Raw genomic sequence first — 17,189 nt, forward strand, 5'->3', positions numbered from 1 at the left:
CGCATACGACCCCAGGATAAAAGAGCCCTACGCCCTACGCCCTACAAGGCTTAGTACATACCGCCCTGGTCAGCGGCCGGTGCGGCGGGTGCCGGCGGCTCGGGCTTGTCCGCCACCACAGCTTCGGTGGTGAGGAACAGGCCGGCGATCGATGCGGCGTTCTGAAGCGCCGAGCGAGTCACCTTGACCGGATCCATAACACCGGCGTCGAGAAGGTTCTCGTACTCGCCGGTCGCGGCGTTCAGGCCTTCGCCCTTCTTCAGGCCCTTGACCTTCTCCGCGATAACGCCACCCTCAAGGCCAGCGTTTTCAGCGATCTGCTTGAGCGGAGCCTCGATAGCAACGCGCACGATCTTCGCTCCGGTTTCCTCATCCGGATCGTCGAACTTGAGATCAGCGAACGCTTCGTCAGCGGCCTGAATCAGCGCGACGCCGCCGCCGGCGACGATGCCTTCCTCAACTGCGGCCTTAGCATTGCGAACCGCGTCCTCGATGCGGTGCTTGCGCTCCTTGAGCTCAACCTCGGTAGCGGCACCGGCCTTGATAACGGCCACACCGCCGGCAAGCTTGGCCAAGCGCTCCTGCAGCTTCTCCGTGTCGTACTCGGAGGTCGAGGTTTCGATCTGCTTGCGAATCTGAGCGGTGCGAGCGGCGATGTCTTCAGCCGCGCCAGCGCCGTCAACGATCGTGGTGGTGTCCTTGGTGACAACAACCTTGCGAGCCTTGCCGAGCATGGACAGATCGGTGTTCTCGAGCTTGAGACCAACCGACTCAGAAACGACCTGGCCGCCCGAAAGGATAGCCATATCCTGCAGCATTTCCTTGCGGCGATCGCCGAAGCCCGGAGCCTTGACGGCAGCCGACTTGAAGACGCCACGAATCTTGTTGACCACGAGGGTAGCCAGCGCTTCACCCTCAACGTCTTCCGCAACGAGGAAGAGCGGCTTGCCGGACTGCATGACCTTCTCCAGAACCGGGAGCAGGTCCTTCATATTTGAAACCTTGTGGTCAACCAGCAGGATGTAGGGATCCTCGAGCACAGCTTCCTGGCGCTCGGCGTCGGTGACGAAGTAAGGCGAGAGGTAGCCGCGGCTAAAGCTCATACCTTCGGTGAGCTCGAGCTCCAGCTCCAGGCCGGTGGATTCCTCAACCGTGATCACGCCTTCCTTGCCGGCCTTATCCATCGCCTCGGCGATAGCGTTGCCGATCTCGCGGTCACCCGCGGAAATCGCGGCGGTGGAAGCAATCTGCTCCGGGGTGTCGACCTCGGTGGCATCGTCGAGCAGCTTCTGCGAAACCGCCTTGACAGCCTTCTCGATACCCTTCTTCAGTGCGATCGGGTTTGCGCCAGCCACAACGTTGCGCAGACCTTCCTGCACCAGCGCTTGGGCCAGAACCGTGGCGGTGGTGGTGCCGTCACCGGCGACGTCGTCGGTCTTCTTGGCGACTTCCTTGACCAGCTCGGCGCCGATGCGCTCGTACGGATCCTCGAGTTCAATTTCCTTGGCGATAGAAACGCCGTCGTTCGTAATGGTGGGGGCTCCCCACTTCTTGTCGAGAACGACATTACGGCCCTTCGGGCCAAGCGTCACCTTGACGGTGTCAGCCAGAAGATTCAGGCCGCGCTCCATGGAGCGGCGCGCATCTTCGTCAAAAAGAATGGTTTTTGCCATTTTCTTCCTCCCCTAGGGACGATTCCGACCGATGCCCGCGACGGACGAGGCGACTTTCCGATTTCCTGAGCGGAGGGCGCCCCTCACCGGCCGAAGTATGCAATTATCACTCGACCACTTCGAGTGCCAAGAAGAATTTTGGCACTCTCCGCGCGAGAGTGCAAGCTCCAGGAAGAGATAGGAATTCGTACCCGGGGGCGTAAAAAGCCCAGAAATCCGCGGTAAATGACCGGAAAGCGGCACCGTAGTCGCGCCATCTAGTTGAGCGCCCACGACTCAATTTTTCGCGGGTGGCGTGAACCGAAATTTTTAGGGTCGACGCCTCACGCCAGGCACCTTGCGTGGCACCCACCGCGAGCGCTGGTTACCGCACGCCGCCGCGCCTCGCGTGGCACTCACCGCGCGCGGATAGCGACTACCGAGCGAGAACCACCACGATTTGATCGCCGCCGGTGGCGCGGGCATTCTCGGTGAACTGAGTAATGCCGAGTGACTCGCCGATGGCCTGCACCGTCTGCAGGTCACTGGCCTTGGGGTAATAGATCTGGCTCTGTGCCGGAGCCGCGTGGCGGTAGTTACCGATCGCAACGTTGGTGAAGCCGGCCTCGAGCAGGGTCTTCTGCTTCTGGGCAGCGTAGCCGGTAATTCCCGACGCATTGAGTAGCGAGACGGGACGAGTCTTGTCTGCCTCCGCCGTCGGCTCCTCCGAAGGCTCAGGCGACGTCTCATCCGCGCTGGGTTCCTCCGCCGTCGGCTCTTCCGCCGCCGGCGCGCCTGGCTCCTCCTGCTCGGGCGACTCCGCCTGCGAATTCTCCGCGTCCTCTGGAACAGCGACGCTTTCGGCCACGGTGGGCGCAATCTGCGAAGGAGTGGGGGCCGTGGTTCGCACGTCCATCGTGTTCAGACGAATGAGGCCAAGCCCCACCAGGGGCGCCAAAATGAGGATTGCCACCAAGGCAATCCACCACTTCAAATTCGACTCTTTTTTGCGATGCGCTCCCTGTGTGCTGCGCTCGCGCGCCGCGACGTCGAACTCATCCTCCGGATACTTATTAGCCACTCGCTTAGCCTAACCTCTCAAAGCGCCACCCACACGGATTAACATCACGCGAGCCGCGCGGCTCACTCCCGCGCACTGTTTCCCGCTGAACCGCTTCCGCGCTGTTTCCTGCTGAGCTGCTCGAGCCGTGCGGCGCACTAACGCAAAGTTCCGCGTTCCCGCGCCCGCTCCTCGCGCAAATGCCGAATCCTCCGCACCAGCTCGGGCTCCTCTAACTCTGCGCGCGGCTTAGCAATCGCCGCCGCAAGCGTGAGGTAGTACTCGGGCTCGCTCATGCGCATGGCCGCGATTGAGGCGCCTTTCGAGGGAAAGCGTGAGCGCCACGTTTTCTCGTTCTCAAGTATGCGCCGCTCGGCGCTAGTGAGCTGGGCAAGTTTCTCGAACTTCGCCGGCAATTCCGGTTCCTGGTTAGACCCTGGCACTACGATTTCCCCCTTCCTCGGTTACGCTGAATAGTATGCAACCCCTCTCCGACATCATTTCACTCGACTGGGCAGCCGAGCTCGCCCCCGTCGAGGAACAAATTCACCGCATGGGCGACTTCCTCCGCTCCGAAAACGCGGCCGGACGCGGATATCTTCCCGCCGGTGCGAATGTTTTGCGCGCCTTTACCTACCCGCTTAGCTCGGTGCGCGTGCTCATCGTGGGCCAAGACCCGTACCCCACCCCCGGCCACCCGGTCGGTTTGAGTTTCTCGGTGGCCCCCGACGTCCGCCCGATCCCCCGTTCCTTGCAAAACATTTTTCGTGAATTACACGACGACGTCGGAGCTCCGGCCCCGGCAACCGGTGACCTCACTCCCTGGTGCGAGCGCGGGGTCATGCTCTTGAACAGAGTCCTCACGGTAATGCCCGGAAAGCCCGCCTCCCATCGCGGCCAGGACTGGGAGCAGATCACGGATCATGCCATTCGCACCCTGGCCAAGCGCGGCGGCCCGCTCGTTGCCATTCTATGGGGCCGCCAAGCGCAGGAACTTCAGCCATTACTTGGAGACACGCCGGTGATCAAAAGCCCGCACCCCTCACCGCTCTCGGCTTCGCGCGGATTCTTCGGCTCACGCCCGTTCTCGCGCGCAAATCAGCTTCTTATCGATCAGGGAGCACAGCCGATTGATTGGGCGTTGCCCACCGCTAACTAGCATCGGCTAGCTCCGGCTAGAAAATACCCACTTCCGCTGGAAAGCACCCACTACGGCTAGAGAATACCCGCGACTGCCCAGCGGGCACCCCTTCGCGAGTTAAAAAAATTTGAGCCCCCGACAGGATTCGAACCTGCGACCGCCTGTTTACAAGACAGGTGCTCTACCAGCTGAGCTACAGAGGCTTTGCCGCCGCGCGGGCGGCTGATTACCGACCGAATCGGCGGCAACCACGTTGCCGAAACGAGCCGGCAACAAATATGAAGTGTACAGGGAAGCGCATTAAAGTTCCCACCCCGACCGGGCGAAATATCGCACACCAGCACAGGCTGGTCCGGTCGGGGCGGAATGCTCACACTACGGCGCGAGGCGCTTGGCTACCTCCGCGCAGGCGCTTACTTGGCCGCCTCGATCGCCTTGGTCAGGCCACCATTCGACCAATCCGTCTTGAGCACTTCGCCGTTAATCAGGACGGTGGGAGTGCCGGTGAAACCGTTCGCCCGGAACTGGTTCATCAGCTGCTCAACCAGTTCCTTGTAGGCGCCTCCACCGAGGTCTTCCTTCATTTGTGCCACTTGCGCGCTGGACAAACCGACTTCGCTGGCGACCTCGTAAAGCTTGTCGACCTCGGGCGGAACGATACCGCCGGAGGAGGGATTCTCGAACAGAGGAATGGTGTGCTCAGCCATCACGCGGTTGTGGAAATCAATGTACTTATCCGGGGCGTGGTTAGCCATCCACATTTCGGCGCGCTGGCCGTCAGCGGAGAAAGGAACGTTCGGGTAAATCGACGTGGGGTAGTACTCGAGCGTAATTTCGCCGTTCTTCGCCATAGTCGCGAGCTGCTCGGCGTACTCGGCCTCGAGGTGGTTGCAGTGCGAGCAAAGGTAGTCGAAGTAGATCGAGACGCGCGGGGCGCCCTCATTCGCGGTGCCCGCGGTGAGATCCTTGCCCACGGAAATACCGCCATACTTGTTGACGCCGTTAGGGATCTCGGTGGTGATTTCACTGCTCGACTGGACGCCCGACGACGACGGATCCGCCGCCTTGCCCGCGCTCTTATTCGAACCTCCCGAAACGATGAACCAAATAACGCCGGCCAAAAGGGCAACGACAACGACGCCGGCAACTACGGCAATAATGCGGTTACGCTTCGTCCGCTTGATCTCTTCCTCGCGCAACTTCGCCGCGGTTTGCCTGGCCCGCTCGCGACGCTGGGCGTTAGTTTCATTCTTTGCCATTTTCTTCCTTTGTTCATTCGCGGTTTACAACCGCCCCGGGAAATTCGGGCGTACCTTCAAAGAGTAGCTATTTCTTCCCACCGTGCAAGAGCGGGCGAACACAACGCAACAAATCTTATTCGGCCTTACTGAAATATGGTGGGGAACCAATCCGGCGGCACGCCGTCGGGCACAAAACCGGGCGGGGAATCAAGCGGTAGCCAGCTAGTCGGCGTCGACGAGCAAATCAAAATAGCCGCGGCCACAATTGCAAGGAGGATGATCCCCCAGAAGAAGCGGTAACCGCGGGAGGGCGCTACGACCGCAAACACCACCCGCGAGCCCTCGCGGACGTAGCGCGCGAGGACGGCATACCAGGTGAGGACCACAAAAAGCGCCGCCGCACCCAGCAGCGAGTATTCGCTGGCGCGCAGGCCGAGGCCAAAAAGTACCCAGAGGAGCGCGACCGCGCCGACCAAACCCCAGGCGACGCCAACCGCGCTACGCAGTATTGCATTGGCAAGACTCAGTGGCAGGCGGCCGAGGGCCCAGAAACCGTCGCTGGCGCTTTTTCGCCCAGCGGAAAGGCGGCGCCGTTGCAGGGCGCTACGGGTGATTCCGACGACCCCGAGGCACACGCAGAGAAGAGCAAAAACCGCTGTCCCTACCACGGGCCAACGCCAGATGAGGACGGCCGCGATGACGCCGGCGAGCAGAGTAAGGAAAGGGAAGCTAGGTGCCGGCCTGGCCCAGACAGGAATGGGCGACGGTTCTCCCCAGTGTTCGAACTCGGGAGAAAAATCGGCAAAGTGGCCACCGTCGTTTGGCGGGCGTACCTGCTCGGCTCCGTAGCTGGAGGGCCCATAAGACTGCGGCGGATAATTAGCACCCCCGCCGCGAGGTTGATTGAGAGACTGGTTAGCATAAATCGGCGCGAGGGCATCTGCCGGAACCTGCCCCTCGACTTCGCCGTAAAAATCATCGTAGTTCGTGCCTGGCCGCGCAGGCGCGGACTCGTAAGCCGCGGTCGCCCCGGCGCCTCGCTCGTAAGCGGATGCTTCCGCGGCGGATTCGTAGGCCGCTGTGCGCCCGCTACCAAATGCATACGCGGCCGTATGCCCGGCGTCCGGCGCGTATGCGGCGCCATACTGCTCTGCGTCGTAGCTCTCCGCGTCGTACGGCTCGGTCTGGCCGATTGAGCCCGTAGCTAGGTTTGGAAAATCAGCATCGTCTACGGGAAGGGTGGCCAGGGCCTGGGGGCTGCGCGGCACCGCGCGGGTCATATCACCCGCGTAACCAGGCCCCCCGCCGCTCTGCGCACCCGTTTCGGAGCCATCGTCCACCCAAGAGGCAGGGTCACGGAGCACCGCGATGAGGTCGCGATAGGGCAAGCGGCGCGAGAGCGGTTTGACCAGCGCGGCGCGTAGCGCCCCGCCCACTCGCGGCGGAACGCCGCTGAGGTCCACATCCCCATCCATGACGCGGCGGATAATTGCCGGCGTGGAGTTGCCACGATAGGGATCGTGCCCGGTGGCGGCAAAAGCAATAACTGCCGCGAGCGCCCAAAAGTCGGCCGCCTCATCTGGTTCAGCACCCTCGAGAACTCGGGGATCGAGGTAACCGGGTGTGTGCGTCACCGATCCGCTCTGCGTGAGCCGCGCGTCCGCGCCGGTTTGCGCAATGCCGAAGTCAATGAGTTTCGGGCCGGAGGAAGCAATCATGACGTTTGAGGGCTTCAGATCCCTGTGCAACACACCGATGGCGTGAACAGCCTCCACCGCGGCGCCGAGCCTGGAGGCGAGTTCCACCAGGTCTCCACGCTCGTAGGGGCCGTCTTCTTTCACGTCTTCGCTCAGGGTTGGGCCGTCCACCAGCTCGGTGACGATGAAGGCACCCTCCCCTTCGGTCTCCGCGTCCAGCACCTCGGCAACGTAGGGCCCGCGCACGCGCTGGAGCATAGTGACTTCGCGCTGCAGGCGGGCCCGACCGGCCTGCCCGGCGATGGCTGCGGGGTGGAGGAGTTTGAGGGCAACCCGATTTCCGCCACCGTCAATCGCTTCATAGACAGTGGACATTCCACCCCGCCCAATAACGCGGACCAGGCGATACCCTCCAATTTCTTCTCGCATGGCTCCACGATACCCAAGCCCTCCGACACCGCGGGCGACGCGGCACTAGTACCAGCCGAGGATGGGAGTTAGCTCGGGCGGCGGAATGAAAGGGCGCCAGTGCGTCGGCGTCGACCAGCACACATACGCACAGCCAACCGAGAAGGCGGCGAGCAGAATTCCCCAAACGACCCGAGAGGCGCGAGAGGGGGCGAGGGCGGCAATGAGCATCCGGGAGCCCTCACGAGCGCTTCCCATGGGAGAAATATGCCAGGCGCAAACAGCGAAAAACCCCGCGCCAATGAGCAATGAGAGGTTGTGGTGCTCGTAGCGGAGGCCGCAGAGAACAATGAACATGGCCACCCAGACGAGGAGGCTCCCGCTCACGGTTTTGAGTGCGGAGAAGACTGCCCCCGGGATCAGGCCCGGGATGCGCCGAAACATCCAGCGGCAGTCGCTTTCTTCACCGGTGAGGAACAGCCTTTTTTGAGCCGCGAAACGCACACGAGCCAGGAGGTTCAGCGGAATACCGGCGAGGGTGAAGCAAAAAATGCCAATCACCGGCCATTTCCAGAGCAGGAGGACCACCCCTATGGCGGCGAGCGTGGTGAGGTAGGACGCGGCGGGCGCGGGGCGCATCCAGAGTTCGTCTGGCAGGTCTTCCGAATCGAACGGCGCGGCCGAGGCCCCGCCAATGTTGCGGTATGCCATCGCCTCCTCCGGGGAGGGGTCACGGCCCAGCGCGGCAAAAGCGATGGTGGCGGCGAGTGCCCAATCATCGGCGGGCGCATCGGGTTCGACGCCGGCTAGCACTCGAGGGTCTGTGTAGGCACGGGGAGAAAAGCCCAGGCGGTCGCGGCGCTTGTCTCGGGCAACTATGGCGAGTCCGAAGAAAGCCAGGCGCGGCCCGTCCGCGGTGAGGATCACGCTGGAGGGGCAGATGTTGCGGTGGAGAGCGCCGGTGTCGTGCAGGGCAGCGAGCGCATCGCGCAATTCGCCGGCAAGATTCCTCAGTTCCTCGCCCGCTAGAGGCTCGTGGGTATCTATGTATTCCCTTAGGGTTGAACCCTCAAGGACCTCCGTTACCACGTAAACCCTGGATTCGCCCACCTCACAATCGAGAATTTGAGCGGCGTAGGGACCCGAGATCTCAGAGAGCTTTCAAACCTCGCCTCGCAAGCGTTTTCGGCCAGCCTTTCCGCCCAACAATGCGGGATTAAAAAGCTCGAGAAGCACCGGTTGACCGGCCGCGTTCGTGGCGTGGTAAACGGTGGATACCGCCGTACCGCAGACCTCGGTGCCCAGCCAATATTCCCCTATCTCAGCGCTCATAAAGCAAAAATACCCGCATCAGTAGCACAGTGGCCGCTTTCCCGCGGTGCAGTGTTCGCTCTCCATGCCGCGAGTTTCCGTACCGCGAGCCGGTTTTGTGGATGGCTGCGGCCGCCTTCCACCCCGCCAAAAACGCCCACTTCGCTATATAAGAAAATGCGCCATACCTTTGGATTACACATCGAAACAAAATCACTGCCATAATAGTTAACGGTGTGCTCGCAGATCACGGAGCGAAGCACCCCGGCGGCGTTCACAGAGGAACGCCAACGTTCTCACATCTACTTTCGAGTGGTTTATCTGCTTTCGAGTGGCTCATCCGAGGAGGGGCAGCCATGGCATCCGTTACGTTCGACGAGGCGACGCGTCTGTACCCCAACGCCGTCGTCCCCGCTGTCGATCATCTTTCTCTTTCCGTTAGCGACGGCGAATTCTTCGTGCTCGCCGGACCTTCCGGCTGCGGGAAGTCGACGGCAATGCGGATGCTAGCGGGCTTGGAGAACGTGGATGCGGGCCATATTTTCGTCGATTCGGAAGACGTGACGCACCTGCCTCCGAAAATGCGCGATGTTGCGATCGCCTTCCAGAATTACGCGCTCTATCCGCATATGAGCATTGAGGACAATATGGGATTTACCCTCAAGATCGCGGGGAAAGACCCGGATTTCATTGCCGAGCGGGTGCGCGACGCCGCTGAAGTTTTGGAACTGGACGGAAAACTCCAAGAAAAGCCAGGCGATCTCTCGCGCGCCGAGCGTCAGCGCGTTGCCATGGGCCGCGCCTTGGTTCGTTCCCCTAAGGTTTTCCTCATGGACGAGCCGCTGATCAACCTTGACCTTGACCTGCGTGATCGCACCCGTGATCTGATCGTGCGCTTACAAGAACATAGCGGGGTAACCACTGTTTACGTGACGGCGGACCCGGAAGAGGCGATCAATTTGGGCACGCGCGTGGGAATCATGAGCGAGGGCAAGCTCCTTCAAGCCGACACTCCCGAGGAACTGCTCAATCATCCCGAATGCGAATTCGTACGCCATTTTTTGAAACCTGGCCTCTAAAAACCCATCTCTAGATTCGTTTCCGCAGGGCTTCCCCCTGTACCTTTGATCCCGATACCGTCAATTCGTGAATTTCTGATCGTCGTCTGAAAGCAAGGGTTGCTACAAAATATGTCCGATGGATTCGATTGGCCGAACTTCGAGGGCGTGACCTCCGAACTCCGTATTACCGCCGCGCAAATCGAGCCTGACCTGATTGACCTGCCATGGTCATTCCCGCTTGATACCTGGCCCGAGGACCTCATCGCGGCTCTCCCCCGCGGCATTTCGCGCCACGTTGTTCGCTTCGTGCGCCTGGGCGGAAAGAAGATCATCGCGGTCAAGGAGATCGCAGAAACCGTGGCATTCCGCGAATATGAGCTCCTGCGAAACCTGGAAAAGCTCGATCTTCCCACGGTTTTACCCACCGCCGTCGTCACCGGGCGCATCGACCAGACCGGCAAGCCGCTCAACGCCTGCCTCATCACCGACCATCTCCCCCACTCGCTCCCCTACCGCGCGGTAATCGGGCGCGACCACCGCCAGGCCGCCGTGCAACGACTCATTGACGCCCTCGCTGTTTTGATGGTGCGCCTCCACTTGGCGGGCTTCTTCTGGGGCGACGTTTCGCTTTCAAACACCCTTTTTAGGCGCGACGCCGGATCTTTCGCCGCCTACCTCGTGGACGCCGAAACCGGCGAGCTCTTTGATCCGATTACGGATGGCAAGCGAGCCTATGACATCGACGTGGCGCGAACGAACATTATTGGCGAGCTTATGGACCTCATTGCCGGCGCGGTGCTCCCCGAAGATTTCGACGCCATCGCCGTCGGCGACTACTTCGAGCGCCGGTACCACGAACTGTGGGACGAAGTTACCGCCGTCACCACAATTGGGCAGGGTGAGAAATGGAAGGTCACCGAGCGCGTCAATCGCCTCAATGATTTGGGGTTCGACGTCGACGAGCTGTCCATCACCACGCGACCTGGCGAAAAGCAGCTTCGCATCCGTCCCAAGATTGTGGAGGCGGGGCACTATGCGCGCAAGGTCGAGCGCCTGACGGGATTGACGGTGGAGGAAAACCAGGCTCGCCGTATCCTCAACGACATTGGCGAATATGCGGTGACGCATCAGCTGGAACAATCTTCCGAACTGACGATTGCGCACGCCTGGCTACGGGACGTCTACGAACCGACGCTGGCGGCTATCCCCAAGGAGCTGGCCGGGAGGCTGGAGGCAGCGGAGATCTTCCACGAGATTTTGGAGCACCGCTGGTTTATCTCCGAGCAACAGGGCCGTGATGTGCCCCAGCGCGAAGCCGTGCGTTCCTTCGTGGATAATATTCTGCGCCATCACCGCGATGAGGCGGCGCTACTGGGCGGCTCGGAAGCCGAACCAGACAGCATTGCCGCTATCTCCGATAACGACTAGCCGCGTGGCTTCTAGCGGAGCGACTGCGCCACGTACTGCGCGATTTGAATGGTGTTGAGCGCGGCGCCTTTGCGCAGGTTGTCGGCAACGCAGAAGAAGGCCAAACCGCGTTCGCCCTCGACGCTTTGATCCAAGCGCAGGCGGCCCACATAGCAGGGGTCGGTTCCGGCCGCGTCAAGCGGGTTCGGCAGATCGACTACCTTCACGCCCGGCGCTTGCTCGAGCATCCGGGTGGCTTCCTCCACCGAAACCGGCCGCTCGAATTCGGCGTTGACGGCCATACCGTGCGCGGTGAACACCGGCACGCGCACGCAAGTTCCAGCCACTCGCAAATCCGGGATTCCAAGAATTTTGCGCGATTCGTTGCGAAGCTTTTGTTCCTCATCCGTTTCAAGCGAGCCATCCGCGGCCAGATTTCCGGCAAAAGCCACCGCGTTGAAAGCAATCGGAGCCTTATAGACGCGCGACGGCGGAAGCTCCACCGCGTGTCCATTCAAAGCTAGCGCGCGCATACCGGATCCGGCGCCAACTCCATCGGCTGCGAACTCGCCGCCCGCTATGACTTCGCCCGCCTCGCCATCGCCAGCCTCGCCGGCACCCGCACGGACCGCGGCTTGCACTCCGTTGGCAAGCTCTTCCACTCCCGCCACGCCCGAGCCGGAAACGGCCTGATAGCTGGAAACCACCAGGCGCTTTAGACCGTAGGCATCGTGGAGCGGCTTCAAAATTGGCATTGCCGCCATAGTGGTGCAGTTTGGATTAGCAATAATTCCTTTGGGCCGCCGATCGGCGTCGTGCGGGTTAACTTCCGACACCACCAGCGGCACCTCGGGGTCAGAACGCCACGCGGAGGAGTTATCCACCACCACGCATCCGGCCTGCGCAAACTTGGGCGCGTAGGTGCGCGAAACATCGCCACCCGCGGAGAACACCGCGATATCGAGGCCGGCCGGGTCGGCGGCGTCGAGCGCCTCAACCTCAATCTCTTCGCCCCTAAACGGCAGGCGCTTCCCGGCGCTACGGGCGGAGGCGAAGAAACGCACTCGCTCAGCGGGGAAATTCTGTTCCTCCAGAATCGCGCGCATTACGCGACCCACCTGCCCGGTGGCGCCAACCACGCCTAGCGTCAAACTCATCGTCCCGTACCTCCGTACACGATTGCTGCTTCAGATGCGTCCAGTCCGAACGCGGTGTGGATTCGGCGCGCCGCTTCCGCCAGCTGGTTCGGATCCACCACCACGGAAATGCGAATTTCCGAGGTGGTAATCATGTCGACGTTCACGTCCAAGCTCCCCAGCGCCTGGAAGAATTTCGCGGAAACACCCGAATGCGAGCGCATCCCCGCGCCAATAATGGAGAGGATGCCGATTTGCCGCTCGACCGCGATATTGTGGAAACCAAGTTCGTCTTTCTTCGCCTCCAGCGCCTCCACCACGTTGCTGACATCCTCGCGCGGAACGGTGAAGGAAATGTTCGAGAGTCCCTTCTGCGTCAGCGAGGTGTTCTGGACGATCATGTCAATATTGCCGTCCACTTCGGCGACGACGGCGAAGACCCGCGCGGCAACACCCGGTTGGTCGGGAACCCCCACCACGGAAATCTTTCCCTGACTGGTGTCGGCGGCAACGCCGGTGACGGCCGGTTCCTCGATGCCTTTTTCAATCAGCTTCTTTGAAGTATCTTCCACGATCCAGGTTCCTTCTTTGTTCGAGAACGACGAGCGAACGTGCAGCGGAACTTGGTATTTCCGCGCGAATTCGACCGCTCGCAAATGGAGAACTTTCGCTCCGTGAGCGGCCATTTCCAGGGTTTCTTCGTAGGTAATCAGGGAAAGCGGGGCGGCGGCCGGAACCGAGCGCGGATCGGCCGTAAAAACGCCGTCCACATCCGTGTAGATTTCGCACGAATCAGCACCGAGGGCGGCGGCAAAGGCGACGGCGGTGGTATCCGAACCTCCCCGGCCCAGCGTGGTGACGTCCTCGCGCTCATTAACTCCCTGGAATCCGGCAATAATCGCCACGTAACCGTCTTGCAGCGTGCGCAAAATCCGCTCGGGCACAATCCCTACGATGGACGCCTTGCCATATGCCGCATCGGTGTGCAGACCCGCCTGCTGGCCGGTGAAGGAGCGCGCCCGCACGCCCTTCTGATTCACCGCCATGGAAAGGAGCGCCATCGAAATACGTTCCCCGGCGGTGAGGAGAATATCCAACTCGCGCGCCGGCGGCGTATCGGTGACGCTGGCGGCCAAATCGAGAAGATCGTCGGTGGTATCTCCCATCGCCGAAACGACGACGACAACTTTATTTCCGCGCCGTGCACTCTGGACGATCCGATCGGCAACGCGCTTGAGCCCCGCGGCATCCGCCACGGACGATCCGCCGAACTTTTGCACAATTAGCGCCACTCGAGCCCACTTTCTTATGGCTGTGCCTAGCGCGCTATCCCTCGGGAGCCCAACACCTGGTAGGAACTCCCGCCCGTTGAGGAACAGGCCCACTAAGCCGTTGCTTATCGCGATTCTAACCGCGTTGCGAGCACCCGTGCCGGCTTGTCCGCCTCCCCGGCGTGAGATACCGGCCACGTTCGGGGCTTTCGCGACTAAAGCATGATGCCTCTCTCCGCCGCGCGGGGGTCTTAAGTCTGGAGACTTTAGACCGCTGGGTCGGCTGGGGACGCCGGCTGGGCAGGCGACTGCGGCGATTCAAAACCGGCGACCTTGGTACGCCCTTCGAAAGCACGTGAAAGCGTAATTTCGTCGGCGTATTCGAGATCGCCGCCCACCGGCAAACCGGAGGCCAAGCGCGAAACGCGCAAGCCAATGGGCGCGAGTAGGCGAATGAGGTAAGCCGCGGTGGCCTCGCCTTCAATATTCGGATCGGTAGCGAGAATGACTTCCTGCGTACTGCCGTCCTGTAGCCGGGTCAGCAACTCGCGGATCCGTAAATCTTCCGGCCCCACGCCCTGGATCGGGTTAATAGACCCACCGAGCACATGGTATTTTCCGCGGAACTCGCGGGTGCGCTCAATTGCAACAATGTCTTTGGCCTCTTCGACCACGCAAATTACTTCGTTGGTGCGCCGCTGATCAGAGCAAATGGAGCACACGGTCTGCTCGGTGACGTTGCCGCAGATCTCACAGAACCGAACATTTTCTTTAACCGCCCGAAGCGCATCCGCGAGCGCCTTGACCTCAGAATCATCCTGTTCGAGGAGGTAGAAAACAATCCGCTGCGCGGTTTTTGGCCCGATGCTCGGCAACCGGCTGAATTCATCAATCAGCGCTTGCACTGCGCCGTCGAAAATACTCGCCACTAAAACTCCTCTCGTTGCTGATCCGACGTCTCTTCAATAATCGTGCCCTCGAACGTTTTCAGGACCACTTCAATTCCCACCACGCTCGACTGCTCGATGGTGGGATCGTCCGCGGAGACTGATTCTTCCCCGCCCCAATCATCCACCTCAGCGGGTTCCGGTTCCGGCGAGCCACTCCAGCCGGGCGAAGCTTCCGAATTAGCTGGGGCTTGGTTTACCGTGATATGACTTGCCGTAGCTTGATTTGCGGTAGCTTGATATGCCGGGCTTTGGTCCGGTACTGGAGAACCCGCACTGTTACTACCGGCTCCCGGCCTTTGACGCCGCAAAACGGCCTCCATCGCCGAGAATTTTGGAGCACTGAAATCGTGCTGTGCCTTGGGCATAGTGGGAACATGGAAGGCAACGTCTTCAGAGCGCGGCACTTGGCTGGCTACGGGGCCCGGCGTTGAGCTGGTTGCCGGGCCTCCCTCCGCCCGCGCACTGGATGCCTGTGGCTCCGATGCTCTAGCGCTCGGTCCCTGCGGCGCTGCTAATTGTGTATTAGGAGCCGGCGGCTCCGATGTTTGCGAGCCGGGTGCGTTATCTTCCGATGCCCCCGGCGCGGGTGCTTGTGCACTCGGCGCCTGCGGGAATTTTGGCATCGGCATCCGTTGCATATAGAAGGGAACGTCCTCCTCAGGCTCTTCTTGCGTCGAGGTTTGTGCTTCCGCCTGGCCACTGCCAGCAGCTGGAATATTGGCTAGAACGCCAATTCGTGCAACGAAGGGAGTAGCTGCACCGGGCGTAGCGGCGCTCCGGTCCTGCGCGTAGGGATCATAGCCCGCGTAAGGATCGGAGTCTTCGTCCACGATTTCTTCTGGTAGCGGCGGCTCGTCGGAGTGTTCCTCGTCGATCACGCGCGGCATCTGGGCGGCCGGGCGCGGCGAAGTCTGCTCTGTGGGGGCCGCCGCCCCTGGGGCGGCTTCAGCTTTTGGGCTGGCATCACCTGCTTCGTCCGCTGACTGGCGAACGGGCCGCACAGTTACCGGCCGCCCGGCGTCTTCCTCCGTAAACATTGATATATGCGCATTGAGGCGTTGCAAATTCCGCTCATCCTCAAGCGCGTGGAAGGCCCGCTCCCCCGAAAACTCAATGGTAATAACGTCTCCGGCTTGGGAAACGGCCTTCGCCGGCGCTTCGAAAATAGCCTGGGCAAAGCGTCCCGAAGAAATAATCTCCGGCCATCTCTTCTGCACCACCGCCAAAAGGTCCGGCGTTTCCGGGCCGGCCGCATTACTTTCCGCGGCCGGTTGCTGATGGACCTGCTCGCCGGATTCCTGGGCCTTTTCGCCGGCAGTAGACGTTTCCGCCCGCGCAGGCTCCGCTTCAGCGCCCGGCACATCGGCTTCTCGCCGCGCCGGCTCCGCCTGCGCTTGGGCGGGCGAGCCACTTTCACCGCCCGCTTGGGCCAACGGGTTTTCGGCGCCGGGCTTGCCCTGCCCGGTTACACCAGCGTTCTCCCACGACGGCAGATTTCCGCGCGAAGGCAAATGCTCCTGCCCGCTCTGGTGTTCACGCGACGTTGCGGCATTACGAGCCGCGGCAATCGCACGCTCTCGAGCCATCTCTTGCGCGGATTTTGCGCCCGCGGCGGCGGGCCGGTATCCCGAACCCTCGGGAGCCCCGCCTACCCGCGCCAATTCGGGAGAAGCCGCAGGCCGCCCGGGCGCACTCGGCCCGCCGGCCTCCTTGCCCCGCTTTTCGTACGCGGGCAGGAGGAGCCGCGCACAGAGCAATTCCAGTTGCAGGCGCGGCGAGGTGGCGCCCGTCATTTGCGAAAGCACCTCATTCGTTTGCTCCGCACTGTAGGTTGCCCGCTCGGCGCCCAGAGCCCTGGCCTGCTCGCGCATGCGCTCCAAACGGTCTTGCGGCAGTGATCCCAAAGCATCCGTGGCCGCCTGACCAGCCAGGCCGATAACCACCAAATCGCGCAGACGCTGAAGCAAATCCTCCACGAATCGCCGCGGTTCATGCCCGGCGCCAATCAGTTCTTCGACGACGGCGAAGAGCCGCCCGCCATCCTCGCTAGCAATTGCCTCCACCGCGCGATCAATCATGGCCGAGTCGGTATAGCCGAGAAGCCCAATCGCTTGCTCATAGTCGAGGGTTTTATCTTCTGCCCCGCCCATCAATTGATCGAGCACGGACATAGAATCGCGCACCGATCCCGCGCCGGCCCGCACCACCAAACCCAGAACGCCAGGACCGGCCAAGAACCCTTCTTCGGCACAGATTCCGGCCAGATAGCTCTCCATGGTGTCCGGCGCGACCAGCCGGAACGGATAGTGGTGGGTACGGGAACGAATGGTGCCAATGACCTTTTCCGGCTCCGTGGTGGCAAAGATGAATTTGATATGCGGTGGCGGTTCTTCCACCAACTTGAGCAAAGCGTTGAAGCCTTGCGTCGTCACCATATGTGCCTCGTCAATGATGAAAATCTTGAAGCGATCGCGTGCCGGAGCGAAGGCCGCGCGTTCCACCAGGTCGCGAGCGTCGTCGACACCGCCGTGAGAGGCCGCGTCCATTTCCACCACATCGAGGGAACCCGGGCCGTCATTGGCCAGATCACGGCAGGATTCGCATTCACCGCAGGGAGTATCGGTCGGAGCCTTGGCACAGTTCAGACACCGGGCGAAAATGCGTGCCGAAGTAGTTTTCCCGCAACCGCGCGGGCCGGAGAAGAGGTAGGCGTGGACGGTTCGTCCCCCGCGCAAAGCCGCCATCAGCGGGCGCGTCACCTGCTCTTGCCCGATAACATCCTGAAACCGCTCCGGGCGGTACCTGCGATAAAGTGCCATGCTCACGAAGCACAGTCTACGTTGCGCCTCCGACT

General features: G+C 61.6%; 13 protein-coding genes and 1 tRNA gene. 3 read left to right on the forward strand and 11 right to left on the reverse strand.

Features of this window, described 5'->3' with window-relative positions; translation table 11 throughout:
- Positions 1-50: 50 nt before the first annotated feature.
- The 3 genes from groL to BN2664_RS05200 form a co-directional block, all read right to left on the reverse strand.
- Positions 51-1,673 carry a chaperonin GroEL gene (gene groL / locus BN2664_RS05190; RefSeq protein ID WP_007001261.1) on the reverse strand — a complete coding sequence of 541 codons (1,623 nt, stop codon included), beginning with the start codon at positions 1,671-1,673 and terminating at the stop codon, positions 51-53.
- Between the two features lie 415 nt (positions 1,674-2,088).
- The gene (locus BN2664_RS05195; RefSeq protein WP_007001260.1) at positions 2,089-2,733 is read right to left on the reverse strand and encodes a LytR C-terminal domain-containing protein; all 645 of its coding nucleotides are present in this window, start codon (positions 2,731-2,733) and stop codon (positions 2,089-2,091) included.
- 137 nt (positions 2,734-2,870) lie between these two features.
- A complete protein-coding gene (locus tag BN2664_RS05200) occupies positions 2,871-3,155 on the reverse strand; it encodes a DUF3263 domain-containing protein (RefSeq protein WP_007001259.1) in 285 nt (94 codons plus the stop codon).
- 26 nt (positions 3,156-3,181) lie between these two features.
- On the opposite strand from BN2664_RS05200, the gene BN2664_RS05205 reads away from it, so the two are divergent.
- Complete coding sequence (locus BN2664_RS05205; protein ID WP_202898584.1) at positions 3,182-3,871, forward strand: uracil-DNA glycosylase; 690 nt, start codon at positions 3,182-3,184, stop codon at positions 3,869-3,871.
- A 112-nt stretch (positions 3,872-3,983) separates the two neighbouring features.
- Here BN2664_RS05205 and BN2664_RS05210 read toward each other — a convergent pair.
- The 4 genes from BN2664_RS05210 to BN2664_RS05225 all read right to left on the reverse strand — a co-directional run bounded on the left by BN2664_RS05210 (position 3,984) and on the right by BN2664_RS05225 (position 8,348).
- Positions 3,984-4,056: transfer RNA gene (locus BN2664_RS05210), tRNA-Thr, on the reverse strand.
- 210 nt (positions 4,057-4,266) lie between these two features.
- Positions 4,267-5,112: a DsbA family protein gene (locus tag BN2664_RS05215; protein ID WP_007001257.1), complete on the reverse strand. Its 846-nt coding sequence runs from the start codon at positions 5,110-5,112 to the stop codon at positions 4,267-4,269.
- A 125-nt stretch (positions 5,113-5,237) separates the two neighbouring features.
- Positions 5,238-7,220 (reverse strand): bifunctional serine/threonine protein kinase/MFS transporter, encoded by a 1,983-nt coding sequence (locus BN2664_RS05220; protein WP_007001256.1) that lies wholly within the window; start codon positions 7,218-7,220, stop codon positions 5,238-5,240.
- 45 nt (positions 7,221-7,265) lie between these two features.
- Entirely contained in the window at positions 7,266-8,348 is a 1,083-nt protein-coding gene (locus BN2664_RS05225) for a protein kinase domain-containing protein (protein WP_081586552.1), read from the reverse strand.
- 518 nt (positions 8,349-8,866) lie between these two features.
- Here BN2664_RS05225 and BN2664_RS05230 point away from each other — a divergent pair.
- Both BN2664_RS05230 and BN2664_RS05235 read left to right on the forward strand, forming a co-directional pair.
- On the forward strand, positions 8,867-9,589 hold the full coding sequence (locus tag BN2664_RS05230; RefSeq protein ID WP_007001254.1) for an ABC transporter ATP-binding protein: 723 nt from the start codon (positions 8,867-8,869) through the stop codon (positions 9,587-9,589).
- Positions 9,590-9,700: 111 nt separating this feature from the next.
- The gene (locus tag BN2664_RS05235; RefSeq protein ID WP_007001253.1) at positions 9,701-10,999 is read left to right on the forward strand and encodes a DUF4032 domain-containing protein; all 1,299 of its coding nucleotides are present in this window, start codon (positions 9,701-9,703) and stop codon (positions 10,997-10,999) included.
- 11 nt (positions 11,000-11,010) lie between these two features.
- Here BN2664_RS05235 and BN2664_RS05240 read toward each other — a convergent pair whose 3' ends face one another.
- The 4 genes from BN2664_RS05240 to BN2664_RS05255 all read right to left on the reverse strand — a co-directional run bounded on the left by BN2664_RS05240 (position 11,011) and on the right by BN2664_RS05255 (position 17,154).
- Positions 11,011-12,135, reverse strand: coding sequence for an aspartate-semialdehyde dehydrogenase (locus BN2664_RS05240; protein ID WP_007001252.1), 1,125 nt, complete (start codon positions 12,133-12,135; stop codon positions 11,011-11,013).
- Complete coding sequence (locus BN2664_RS05245; RefSeq protein WP_058120635.1) at positions 12,132-13,406, reverse strand: aspartate kinase; 1,275 nt, start codon at positions 13,404-13,406, stop codon at positions 12,132-12,134. The genes BN2664_RS05240 and BN2664_RS05245 overlap by 4 nt, the downstream gene beginning before the upstream one ends.
- A 245-nt stretch (positions 13,407-13,651) precedes the next feature.
- Positions 13,652-14,314, reverse strand: coding sequence for a recombination mediator RecR (gene recR, locus BN2664_RS05250; protein ID WP_007001250.1), 663 nt, complete (start codon positions 14,312-14,314; stop codon positions 13,652-13,654).
- On the reverse strand, positions 14,314-17,154 hold the full coding sequence (locus BN2664_RS05255; protein WP_058120636.1) for a DNA polymerase III subunit gamma and tau: 2,841 nt from the start codon (positions 17,152-17,154) through the stop codon (positions 14,314-14,316). Before BN2664_RS05255 ends, recR begins: the two co-directional genes overlap by 1 nt.
- Positions 17,155-17,189: the final 35 nt, after the last annotated feature.

The organism is Actinobaculum massiliense (genome assembly GCF_001457435.1).
GTDB lineage: Bacteria > Actinomycetota > Actinomycetes > Actinomycetales > Actinomycetaceae > Actinobaculum > Actinobaculum massiliense.